Origin of the sequence: Streptomyces sp. NBC_00631 (assembly GCF_045206895.1) — a bacterium.
Classification (GTDB): domain Bacteria; phylum Actinomycetota; class Actinomycetes; order Streptomycetales; family Streptomycetaceae; genus Streptomyces.
In genome coordinates this window covers 5,800,249-5,812,265 of sequence record NZ_CP107734.1, presented here as the reverse complement: position 1 = coordinate 5,812,265, position 12,017 = coordinate 5,800,249, and the positions used below count along the sequence as shown (strand labels likewise).

At 73.7% G+C, this 12,017-nt stretch carries 7 protein-coding genes; 4 read left to right on the top strand and 3 right to left on the bottom strand.

What is annotated here, in order from left to right; genetic code table 11:
* Positions 1-230: 230 nt before the first annotated feature.
* From OHB00_RS26670 to OHB00_RS26660, 3 genes are all read left to right on the top strand, one after another.
* Complete coding sequence (locus OHB00_RS26670; RefSeq protein ID WP_406438211.1) at positions 231-2,369, top strand: DUF4157 domain-containing protein; 2,139 nt, start codon at positions 231-233, stop codon at positions 2,367-2,369.
* 95 nt (positions 2,370-2,464) lie between these two features.
* Positions 2,465-3,889: a hydrolase gene (locus OHB00_RS26665; protein WP_406438209.1), complete on the top strand. Its 1,425-nt coding sequence runs from the start codon at positions 2,465-2,467 to the stop codon at positions 3,887-3,889.
* Positions 3,890-3,893: 4 nt separating this feature from the next.
* Positions 3,894-5,339 (top strand): RICIN domain-containing protein, encoded by a 1,446-nt coding sequence (locus OHB00_RS26660; protein ID WP_406438207.1) that lies wholly within the window; start codon positions 3,894-3,896, stop codon positions 5,337-5,339.
* 94 nt (positions 5,340-5,433) lie between these two features.
* Here the strand turns inward: OHB00_RS26660 and OHB00_RS26655 are convergent, their stop codons facing one another.
* From OHB00_RS26655 to OHB00_RS26645, 3 genes are all read right to left on the bottom strand, one after another.
* Entirely contained in the window at positions 5,434-7,404 is a 1,971-nt protein-coding gene (locus OHB00_RS26655; RefSeq protein WP_406438205.1) for an ATP-binding protein, read from the bottom strand.
* The gene (locus OHB00_RS26650) at positions 7,401-8,060 is read right to left on the bottom strand and encodes a DUF4255 domain-containing protein (protein WP_406438203.1); all 660 of its coding nucleotides are present in this window, start codon (positions 8,058-8,060) and stop codon (positions 7,401-7,403) included. Before OHB00_RS26650 ends, OHB00_RS26655 begins: the two co-directional genes overlap by 4 nt.
* Before the next feature lie 135 nt (positions 8,061-8,195).
* Positions 8,196-8,846, bottom strand: coding sequence for a LuxR C-terminal-related transcriptional regulator (locus OHB00_RS26645; RefSeq protein WP_406438201.1), 651 nt, complete (start codon positions 8,844-8,846; stop codon positions 8,196-8,198).
* Between the two features lie 435 nt (positions 8,847-9,281).
* Here OHB00_RS26645 and OHB00_RS26640 point away from each other — a divergent pair, with 435 nt between their 5' ends.
* Positions 9,282-12,014: a LuxR C-terminal-related transcriptional regulator gene (locus OHB00_RS26640; protein WP_406438199.1), complete on the top strand. Its 2,733-nt coding sequence runs from the start codon at positions 9,282-9,284 to the stop codon at positions 12,012-12,014.
* The last annotated feature ends 3 nt before the right edge of the window (positions 12,015-12,017 follow it).

Sequence of the window (12,017 nt, the reverse complement as noted above, 5' to 3'; positions counted from 1 at the left end):
GCTCTCCTCGGGGTACGAGACAGGAACGCTTCCCACCCTCACGCGCGAAGCGCGTCCGCCGAAACGTCCTCCGGTGCCTGTCCGCGGGCAACCTCGTTGCCCCCAAGGGCAGGTGAGCCGTTCGCTCTGCCCTGCGGCCGGACGGTTCTGCCCCCGGGTCTGCCCCGGCGGCCCTCCCGCTCCCGCACCGGGGCGGTTAAGGCTGGGACGCTCATCGTGAGGGGAGCAGCGTGCGCGCACAGGAGTCCCAGGACCGGCAGAACCCGAAACAGCGGCAGAACCGCGGTGCCCAGGCGCCCATGGACACCACCGCGCGACGGATGCTCGCACTCCAGCGCCGGGTGGGCAACGCGGCCCTGTCCCGGGCCTTCGAGGAGGAGCGGCACGAGCACGACGCGAACTGCGGGCACGGCGGGAAGGACACCGCCGTACAGCGTTCGTCGGTGCTCGGGGTGCTGGCCACGCCCGGCCGCCCGGTCGACCCGGTGATCCGCGGCAAGGCGGAGCGGGGTCTGAACACCGACCTCAGCGACGTGGTCATGCACACCGGACCCGAGGCGGAACGCTCGGCGGCCGAGTTCGGGGCCCGTGCGTACACCTCCGGCCGGCACATCGTCGTCGGTGCGGGCGGCGCGGACGAACACACCATGCTGCACGAGCTGGCGCACACCTGGCAGCAGCAGCGCGGCCCGGTGGAGGGCACCAGCACCGGCGGGGTGCACCTCTCCGACCCGAGCGACCGGCACGAGCAGGAGGCCGAGTCGATCGCCCACCGGATCAGGAACGGCGGCAGCGGGCCGGCCGCACCGCCGCAGCCCGCGGCGGCCGCCGCGCCCGCGGGCGCCGCTCCGGTGGTGGCCCGGATGCCCAGGGGGCGCGGCCGGAGCAGGCCCCCGGCCGTGCGGATGCACCCACGGGACGCCGGGCAGTCCTTCGAGTTCCTCTTCGACGGCCACAACGTGGTCGGGCGGTACGTCCGTGCCACTTCGGGCGGCTACGAGGTCTTCGACACCGAGCGCTTCGGCCGGGTCGAGGTCCACCCGGAGGACGTCCTCGGACCTCGCGCCCGGGTGGGCGGTCTCCATCCGCCGGGCCGGGCCCGTACGGCCGAGGAGCGGCTGGAGGGCCGCAGCACGGTCTATCTGTCCGAGGCCGACGCCTCCGCGGCCCGCGCGCGGCTGCGCAAGGACCCCAGCAGGGCGGACGAGATCGGCATCACGACGTTCGAGGAACACCCCGAGGACGAGTACCAGGAGTACCAGGGCAACAGCGAGGCCCTGCGCCGTCTCGGAGTGCCGATCCTGAACAACATGGACCTGAGCCGGCCGGACGCCGCGGAGCGGCTGCGCCACGTCGACGAAGGCGCCAAGCTGCACTTCCAGATGCCGCGCACGGGGCGGATGAAGGGCTACTCCACCCAGAAGCTGGTCGGCGACACCAACCGGCTGCCCGGGCGAATGAACCGCGACGACGTCTCCGTGAGCATCACGGCTCCGGACCCGCGCCAGTACAAGAAGCGCAGCACGCACGACAGCTTCTACGGCCTGGAGAACAAGAAGGCCGTGCCCCCCGGGATGCGGGTCAGGTCGGGTCCCGACCCCGAAGGGGACCTGGAGGAGTACGGCTACTCGCACCGGATCTCCGGCAAGGACAAGAGCGCCGACGTGGCCACCCGGCGCAGGACGTACTACGTGGAGGCCGACCGGCGCAGCGACAGCCCCGAGGAGCGCGGTGGCCCGTCGAACTACCGCGAGCGCGAGGACGACCGTGCGTCCCGCAGGCGCTCCCGGAGCCGCCGGCGGGCGGCGAGCAGGGCTCCGAGCCTGGCTCCGAGCCGTGCGGACACCGAGTACTACGAGGACGAGCAGCCACGCGGCCGGCGGCACAACCGGGGCAGCCTCTACGAGGAGGACATGGCCGCCGGAGTGGCCGAGCCCGCCCGCAGCCGGAGCCGGCGGCGCCCGGCGGAGGTCGACCCGTACCGCGACGACGACCTGTACGCCCCGCCGACACCCCGGCAGCGCAGTCGCAGCCGGCGGCGGGTCGAGCGCAGCCGGAACCGGGGTCCCGCCGTCCTGACCCAGGCCGACCTCGACGCCTATGTCGAGTACGGCGGTGGTGAGGACTACCTGGAGGAGGAGTCCCGCCCCTCGCGCGGTTCCCGTCGCGCCCGCAGCCAGAGCCGTGCCTCGCGCCACCGCAGCCGGGCGGCCTCGCGACGCCCCAACTACGCGGCCCCGCCCTCCGACTACGACGAGCCGGTGAGCAGCCAGCAGGTGTTCGAGGACGAGTACGACGCTCCCCTGACGCCGCGCTTCCGGAGCCGGCGGCGCCGGAACGTGATCCTCGACTCGGACGACGAACTCTGACGATGCCCCCCGGGGCAACACGGGCGCGGGCCGGGGCAACCTGGCCTGCCCCGTGGTCCGCTGACCGGTCGCCGTGGTTCCCCTAGCGTTGCCGTGTGAGCCTGTGGACCTCCCTCGAACCCGCCTCCGCGACCGTCGACCCGGGGTCCTCCACCCGTGTCGGTCTGCGGCTTCGCAACACCGGTGACGTGGTCGACGAGTACCGCTTCGAACCGGTGGGCCCCATCGCGCCCTGGACGACCGTCGAGCCCCGGACGCTCCGGCTCTACCCGGGGACGACGGGCACGGTGGAGCTGACCTTCGCCCCGCCCCGCACCCCGGACGCGACGGCCGGACCGAACCCCTACGCGGTCCGCATCACGCCCACCGAGCACCCCGAGGCGGTCACCGTCCCCGAGGGCAACCTCACCATCACGCCCTTCACCGAGCTGCGTGCGGAGCTGGTCCCGCCGACGGTCAAGGGGCGTTTCCGGGGCCGCCCGAAGCTGGCGATCGACAACCTCGGCAACACGAAGCTGACGGCCTCGGTCAGCGGCAGCGACAACGGCGACCAGCTCGTCTACGACCTGCACCCCAGCAACGTCCAGATCGAGCCGGGCCGCGCCGCCTTCGTCGACGCGACACTGAAGCCCCGGAAGATCATCTGGTTCGGGCCGAAGGAGCAGCGGCCCTACCGGCTCACCGTGCAGCGGTCGGGGGTGCAGCCGGAGCCCGTCGACGGGACGTACATCCAGCGCGGCTTCCTGCCCCGCTGGCTGGCGACCCTCTTCGGCACCCTGATGGCCCTCGCCCTCACCTTCGCCCTGATCTGGTTCAACTACAAACCCCACGTCCAGAGCCTCGCCCAGGAACAGCCCGTGGCCGCCGGGGTGACCAGCATCGCGCCCAGCCCCTCGACGACCCCGACCCCGCCCCCGGCGCCCAGCCAGACAGCGGCCGCCGCGCCCGCCGCTCCGTCCACCGAGGCCGGAAACGACAACGGCGGCGGCGGAGGGGGAGGGGGCGCGACGGCCACCGTCACGGCCAAACCCAAGCAGGACACGGCCGCGACCGCCGTGAACCGGCTCGCCGCCGCCGACCCGGGCGGCCGGCACATCTGCTACCGCGCCTACATCCAGGGCACCGGCTGGTCGAAGCCCGTCTGCGACGGCACCATCGCCGGCACCATCGGCAAGAACACCCCGATCAAGGACATCAACGTCGCGGTGTACGGCGTCGACGGCTCCGCCGGCAACTCCTTCGTCTACGACTCCCAGTCCACCAACGGGCAGGGCAAGTGGATGACCTGGACCAAGATCGTCGGTGACGGCAAGGACAACTACATCGGCAGCACCAAGCCGGCCGACCCCTACCTGGAGACCTTCACCGTCAACGTCGGCAACGGCCAGATCTGCGGTTACGCCCATGTCCGCAACGTGGGCTGGGGCAACCAGGCATGCAGTGACGCCCGACCGGCCCTGCTCACCCTGGGCACGTGGGACAACACGCTCTGGCTCGAAGCCTTCAAACTGACGGTGTGAACCCATGACTCTCTGGACCTCCCTCGAACCCGCCTCCGCGACGGTCGACCCGGGCGCCTCGACCCGGGTGCGCCTGCGGCTGCGCAACACCGGTGACGTCGTCGACGAGTACCGCTTCGAACCGGTGGGCCCCATCGCGCCCTGGACGACCGTCGAGCCCCAGACGCTCCGGCTCTACCCGGGCACCACCGGCACGGTCGAGCTGACCTTCGCCCCGCCCCGCACCCCCGACGCGACCGCCGGTCCCAACCCGTACGCCATTCGCATCACGCCGACCGAGCATCCCGAGGCGGTCACCGTCCCCGAGGGCAACCTCACCATCACGCCCTTCACCGAGGTCCGCGCCGAACTCGTGCCGCCGACGGTCAAGGGGCGTTTCCGGGGCCGCCCCCAGCTCGCCATCGACAACCTCGGCAACACCAGGCTCACCGCCTCCGTCAGCGGCAGCGACAACGGCGACCAGCTCGTCTACGACCTGCACCCCAGCAACGTCCAGATCGAGCCGGGCCGCGCCGCCTTCGTCAAGGCCACCCTCAAACCCCGGCGGATCATCTGGTTCGGGCCCAAGGAGCAGCGGCCGTACGCCCTCACCGTCCAGCGGTCGGGCGTCAATCCACAGCCTGTGGACGGCACCTACGTCCAGCGCGGCTTCCTGCCCCGCTGGCTCGCCACCCTCTTCGGCACCCTGCTGGCCCTCGCCCTCGCCTTCGCCCTGATCTGGTTCAACTACAAACCCAAGGTCGGAACCCTCGCCCAGGAACAGGTCCAGGAGGCCGGGGTGAGCAGCATCGCGCCCAGTCCCTCGGTGAGCGCACCCCTGGCGGCCGCGCCGGCACCCTCCCCGACCCCGGTGGAGCAGCAGCCGGCGAACGACGGCGACGGCTCGTCCGACACCCAGGCGGGCGGAAGCGGCGGCCAGTCCCAGCCGACCCCGCAGGCCACGAAGAAGAAGACCGCGAAACCGGTCGTCCCGGCGACGAACATCCTGCTCCGCAACACGACCACCAAGAAGTGCGCGGACGTCCCGGGCTACGGCAACGGCACCAGCAACGGGCCGGTGCGCGAGTACACCTGCGACGAGACCACCAACGACAACCAGCTGTGGAACCTGGAGGTGCGGTACGCGAAGGGCGGCCCCGGCTCGGCCGCGCTCTTCCAGATCCGCAACGCCAAGGACCAGTTGTGCATGGACCTGCCCAACTACGGTTCGGCCAAGCTGTCCTCGCCGATCACCGAGTACAAGTGCGACGGCACGAAGGCCGACAACCAGCTGTGGTGGATCGACAAGCAGCCCAGCGGCGCCTACTGGATCCGCAACTTCGCCAGCGACAACCTCTGCCTGGACGTGGCGGGCTTCAGCACCGGAGGCAACGACACCAACCTGACCCTGTACTACTGCTCGAACACCGACGACCAGGAATGGCAGATCGTCCACCCGTCCGGGGACTGACCGCCCCGCCAGGGGCGCGGGACCGTATGTGATCTGCGGCTGCCGCCGCACGGGCGCGACCAGCCACGACGGCACCGCAGACAACCGACGGCGCTCACCCCCACGTGCCCGGCACCAGGCGCCCCGCCTTCCGGTACTCGCGCCGCGCCCCTTCGAGCAGGTCCGCCGCGCCCACGGATTCGCCCCGGCCTGCCGCGAGGTACGCCGCAGTCACCACCGCGCTCCGGATGGAACCGCCGGCGAGCTCGAACTCCGCTGCCAACGGGCGGAGTTCGAGGCCCTCGTCGCTCGGCACGTGCACCAGGCCGTGCCGCCACAGGGCCAGCCGCTGCTCCTCGTCCGGGAACGGGAAGTCGATCACCAGGTCGAGGCGGCGGGTGAAGGCCTCGTCGATGTTGGCGCGCAGGTTGGTGGTGAGCAGCGCGATGCCGTCGAAGGCTTCCAGGCGCTGGAGGAGGTAGGCCGACTCCAGGTTGGCGTACCGGTCGTGGGCGTCCTTGACCTCGGAGCGCCTGCCGAAGACCGCGTCGGCCTCGTCGAAGAGCAGCACGGCGTCGGTGCGGTCGGCCTCGGTGAAGATGCGTTCGAGGTTCTTCTCGGTCTCGCCGACGTACTTGTCGACCACGGAGGAGAGCTGCACGACGTAGAGGTCCAGGCCCAGTTCGGCGGCGACGACCTCCGCGGAGAGAGTCTTGCCGGTGCCGGACTCGCCCGCGAAGAGGCCGAGCACCCCGCGTCCCCTGCCGCCGCCCGCGCTCAGCCGCCAGTCGCCGAGCACCCTGTCGCGGTGCCGGGCGCGCAGCGCCAGTTCGCGCAGTTCCGTGAGCGGCCGTTCGGGCAGCACCAGGTCCCGCCAGTCGACGGCGGGCCGGATCCGGCGGGCGTGCTGCTCCAGGCCGGAGGCGGACTGCAGGCGGGCGCCGAGCCGCAGATGAGCGGCGGTGAGCGGGGTGCCGTCGAAGGCGGCGAGGGCCTGCGCGGCGCGGGCCGCCCGGGTGAGGCGCTCGCCGCCGAGGTGGTACGGGGCGACGGTGGCCGCGAGGTCGAAGCCGGGCTCGCCGGGCAGGACGGCCGCCCAGGCGTCCAGGGCGGCGGCGCGCCGGGAGGGCACCTCCAGCACCAGCGGGTCGCGGTGGTCGCACCACTGGGGGTCGTACGGGCGGGCGGTCGTGACCAGCACGGTGACGTCCGCGGTGGCGACGCCGATGCTCAACGCCTCGACGAGAGCGCCTGGTTGATCGCTGTCGACGACTACCGCACGGCCGCTCAGGCGGGCCTCCCGCAGCAGTTCCGGGATCCGCTCCTCGGGCCCGGTGTAGTGCAGCGCCGCCCGGCCCGCGAGCCGCAGCGCGGCCGTGGCACAGCCGAGGCCCTCGCCCTCCCGCCGCTCCCGCAGGAAGGCGAAGAGCGGGCCGGCCGCGATCCGCGCGGCCAGCCGGCGCACGAACTCCGCGTCGGCGGGTTCGCCGTCGTGCGACGGCACCCGCAGGCATCCGGTCAGCGCCGGGTCCGGCGTGTCGTCGCCGAGGAGGTGGGCCAGGACCCGGTCGGGGACGCGCAACGAGCGGCTGAGGAAGGGGCGTTCGGGCTCCTCGACGGTGAGCAGGCCGAGCGCGGGGAGCGGGGCGGTGGGGTGGAAGCGGGCGCGGGCCGCCGCGAGGTGTGCGGGGGCGCCGTACAGGTCGAGGGCGAGGCCGACGGTGGCGCGGCGGCGGCCGACGTCGTCGTTGAGGTAGCCGTACAGCGGCTCGAAGGTGCGGTCGAGGTCGGGGGCGAGGGCGATGAGGAGGAGGCCGGTGTCGAGCGGGGTGAGGCGCAGCCGGGTCGCGAGGGCGGCGAGCTGGTCGGTGAAGTCGTCGTCCAGGGCGGGGAGTTCGGCCGGTTCCGAGGGCGGGCGCAGCAGGTGCCGTACCGCTTCCTCGGAGAGGTAGAGGCCGCGCAGCGGGTCGGTGGCCGTCGGGTCGTCGGCCGAGCGGTGGGCGACGAGGGCGGCAACCCGGTCGCGCAGCGCGGACAGCCGGACGAGGAGCGGGGCGGCCGGCTCCAGGGAGACGTCCAGGGTCACGCCCGGCCCCTGCGGGCGGCCGCGGCCTCGGCGATCTGGCCGGGCCGGTGGGCCCGCTCCTCCAGCACCGGAGCGGTGTCGTCCAGCCCGTCGCGTACCCGCACGGCGGCACCCTCGGTGACCGGCGGACCGGCGTCGTACTCGGGGTAGGCCGGGAACGGCGCCGTGATCACGACGTCCAGGGACGGCTTGAGCTCGCCGCCGAGCGCCGACCAGATCTCGGCGAGGGAGCGGGCCTCGGTCTGGATGCCGGCGCACGAGAGGGGGACCGTCAGACCCAACGCGCCCAGTGAGCCGGGGAGTTCGGCCGGGTGGATCAGCTCGCGCGGGATCAGGGTCGCGAGCACCGCGCTGATCAGGCGGTGCTCGTCCTCGGGCCGCTTGGTCCACGCCGTCACCAGGTACGACAGCCGGAACCACCGGGGCGGCTGGCGGCGCTTGACCACGATGTCCCGCTCGTCCCGGATGTCGACGTGCCCGCGCTGGCGCCGGTTGACGTCCTCCCGGATGTCGTACAGGTAGCTGTTGATCACGGGCCCGTTGCGGCGGGCCGCCCAGTCACGGGTCGGGGCGTCGAAGGAGACCTCGATGCCGGAACCCTCCAGCGCACCGCCGGTCAGCAGGCTCCGCAACACCTGGTCCACCTCGTGGATCACGCCGTACTCACCACCCCATGGCCCCGCGCGGACCCCTCGGCACTCACACCCATCCTGCCCTTCGCCCCGGCCGCCCCCGCAGGCACGGCCGGGCAGACCGGCCTGCCCCGGAACCGGTGCCCGCTGCCCGATCGGTCAGATGTAGCCTTCCCGGAGGGCATGGGCGACGGCGTGCGCCCGATTGCGCAGATGCAGTCGGGTCGTCAGCCCGTGCATCACGTTCTTGACGGTGCGCTCGGAGTAGGACAGCTTGCTGGCGATCTCACCGGTGTCGAGTCCCTCGGCGACCAGCCGCAGTACGTCCACCTCGCGGGCGGACAGCCCGGCGGCCGGGGCACCCGGGCGGCCGGCCGCACTGCGGTGCAGGGTGCCGACCTGGTTGATGAGCCGGCCGAGCAGGTCGGCCGGCAGGTCGCCGTCGCCCCGGGCGGCCGCCAACACAGCCTGTACAAGCCGGAGTTCGGTGGCCTCGTGGCGCCATACGATGGCCCCGACCCCGCACTCGATCACATCGAGCAACTCGGTCTCGCGCAGCGCCCCGACCACGAGTACGGCCCGCGCCCCCTCGCTGCGCACCACCCGGCGCAGCCGGGTCAGTTCCGGTTCGTCCAGGCTGTCGCTGATGAGCAGCGCCACCGTGCCGGGGCCGGTCTCGGACTCGTCCCGCACCTCGACCTCCGGGTGGCGCCGCAACTGGCTGAGCGCGCCCTCGCGGGAGATCGGGTCGGGTGCGTACACCGCGACGGGCGTGCGGCCGCCCGACGCGAATGAGCTGTTGCTGACCAACCGCTTCCCCTATGTCCACGTGCCCGTCACCCCTGAGGGAACAGTGACGGACGGGAGTAACCAGCCTGCTGTGGCCGAAGGGGCAAGCACAATCGTGGACCACCACGAGAAGGACCACGAGATGTTCGGGCGCCGGGGGTGTGCCTGGGGTTGTGGGCGCGCTGCGGGCCGGTGGGGGTTGCTCGCGCAGTTCCCCGCGCCCCCAAGAAGGTGGGTCCACTGGGCCCGCCCTTCTCGGGGGCGCGGGGAACTGCGCGACCAGCCACGACGCATCCGCAGCGCACCCACAACCCCAGGCACCCCCAGATCCACAACCCCGCACCAAATGTGCCACCCACGCAACAAAAACCGCCGCACCCCCACCGCCTCACAACCTCTCCCACCCCCGCCCGCTCTAACCCCCCGAACCCACCAGCGCACCGCGAGGAGCCAGGCATGACCCGTCCGTCCCCTGAACTCGCCGCCGTCACACACCTGTTGGCCGAGGAAGCCGAGCGCACGCGAACCGGCGGCGGTCGGCTCGTGCTGCTGCGGGGCGCCACCGGAACCGGACGCACCACCGTCCTGGAGGCCGCCGCCGATCAGGCGGTCACCCTCGGCCTGAAGGTCCTGCGCGCCCGCTGCTCACCCGGCGACACCGCCATCTCCTTCGCGACCGTCCTGCAAATCCTGGGCCCGGTACCCGAGTTCGCCGACATCGCGGTGGACGGCGACGAGCGGGCCACCGCCGCGGGGCTCTGGCGGGTACTGCGCGCCTACGCCGAGGACTCGCCCCTGCTCGTCGCCGTGGACGATGTCCACCTCGCCGACGCCCCCTCGCGCCGCTGGCTCGTGGAGTCCGCCCGGCACATAGACCGCTTACCGATCCTCCTCGTCGTCAGCGAACGCAGCCAGTACGACCTCGATCCGCCCGCCCCCGGCTTCGCCCACACCCTCCCGCCGGCGCTGGTGCGCACCCACACCCTCGCTCCCCTCGCCCCGCCGGCCGCCACCGCCCGCGTGCTCGCCAGGTTCCCCACCGCGTCCCGGTCCTGGACCGACGCCTGTGTCCAGGCCGCGGCCGGCAGCCCCCTGCTGCTGGGCGCCCTCCTCGACGACCTCGACGAGAGCCGCCACCCGAGCGTGCCCGAGACGACCGCCGCCCTCTACCCGGGCGCCTACCCGGCCGCCGTCCAGTGGTGGCTGGACAGTGCGGGACCGGCCACCACCGAGGTCGCCCGTGCCCTCGCCGTCCTGGAGGAGGATCCCGGCACCGGCCTGCCGGAGAACGAGATCACCCCGCTCCTCGCCGAACTCGCCGACGCCGACCCCACCCGGGTGGCCGGCTGGCTCACCGCCATGACCAACCTCGGCCTGCTCACCCTGGGCGCCGACGGCCGCCCGCACTTCCCGCACCCCCTGCTGCGCGACGCGATCCTCACCGGTGTCCCCGCGGCCCGCCGCCGCACCGCCCACCGGGCGATCGCCGAGGCGATGCTGCACCAGGACGCCCCCGCCGAGGCCGTGGCCCGCCAGTTACTCGCGACCGGCCCGGTGGACGCCCCCTGGGCGCTGCCCCTGCTCCAGGACGCGGCCGCCGTCGCCCTGTACGAGGACCGCGCCGAGGACGCCGTCGCCTATCTGCGCCGCGCCCTGGAGGAGCCCCTCTCCGACGACCGCCGGCAGCGGCTGCTGACCGAGCTGGGCTCACTGGAGTACGCGGCGCCCCGCTCGACCGCCGCGATCCCGCGGCTCGCCGAGGCGGTCCGGCTGCCGGCCGCCCCGCAGGACCGGGTGCGCGCGGCCGTCGCCCTGGGCACCGCGCTGACCGGCCGGGGCCGTACCCGCAAGGCCGTCGAGCTGCTGCGCTCCGTGGACGGCGAGCTGGACGGCCACCCCGACCTGGTCCGCACCCTGCACACCGCCTCGGTGCTCCTGTCCGACCAGGACCAGGAGGTGCGCCAGGAGGTCTACCGGCGGCTGTCCGAGACCGCCGACCGCTCCCCGGAGCTGGTCGGTACGGCCGGCCAGGCCCTGCTGGTGCGGCACGCGGCCTCCGCGGGTCTCACCTCGGCCCGGGACGCCATGCGGCGGCTGCGCGGCCTGCTCGCCGAGCCCGCCGACCCGCTCACCGAGCCGTTCCTCGTGGGCACGGCCGCCACCGTCGCCCAGTGGGCCGACGAACTCGACGAGGCGGACCGGCTGGTGGACCGGGGCCTGGCCGGACAGCGCCCCGATCTGCTGCACCCCATGCACCAGGCCCTGCTCAACAGCCGTACGGACATCGCGGCGGCCCGCGCCGACTACGCCCGCCTGGCCGACGTGCCCGACGTGGTCGCGCCGTCCAACGCCCACGCGCACGCGCTGATCGCGCTCGTGGAGACCGGCCGCACCGCGCAGGCCGCGGGCCTGGTCGCCGGGATCGACCTGCGGGAGGCACCCGACTCCTGGGAGCTGAACCGGTTCCTGTACGCGCGGGGCGTGGTGCGGGCCGCCGCCGGTGACCCGGCCGCCGCGCTGCACGACTTCCTGGAGTGCGGCCGTCGCCAGACGGCCCGTGAGGTGATCAGCCCGGTGGTCACCCCCTGGCGGACGGCCGCCGCCGAGTGCCGACTGGCCCTGGACCGCCCGCTGGAGGCCATCGCCCTGGCCGAGGAGGAGCTGCGGCTGGCCCGCGTCTGGGACACCCCGCGCACGGTCGGCCGGGCGCTGCGTGTCCTCGGTACGGCGGTCGGCGGCCGCCGCGGCCTGGACCTCACCGAGCAGGCGGTACGGCTGCTGCGGGACGGCGGGCCGGCCGGTACCGAGCCGGTGCTGGCCCTGATCGCGCTGGGCCGCCGACTGACCGCCGCCGGTGAGGCGGCCCGCGCCCGCGACTGCCTGCGGGAGGCCGCCGAGCACGCCGAACGGCTCGGCGCGGTACGGCTGTCGGAGCTGACCGAGGGGATCCTGCGGAAGGGGGGCGCCCGCTCCCCGCGACGCCGGACGGGCGCCGCGTCGCTCACCGGCAGCGAGCGGCGGATCGCCGAACTCGCCGCCGAGGGCCGCACGAACGTGGAGATCGCGGCCCTGCTCCATCTGGCCCGCCGCACCGTGGAGACCCATCTCACGCACACCTACCGCAAGCTGGGCATCCGCCGCCGCACGGATCTGCGCCCGGCCCTGGACCAGCCCGCCGCCCGTCCGTAGCGG

What these genes read in the sequence shown, in the direction of transcription:
- OHB00_RS26660 (WP_406438207.1), top strand. Translation starts at nt 3,894, where the DNA reads ATGACTCTCTGGACCTCCCTCGAACCCGCCTCCGCGACGGTCGACCCG.
- OHB00_RS26640 (WP_406438199.1), top strand. Translation starts at nt 9,282, where the DNA reads ATGACCCGTCCGTCCCCTGAACTCGCCGCCGTCACACACCTGTTGGCC.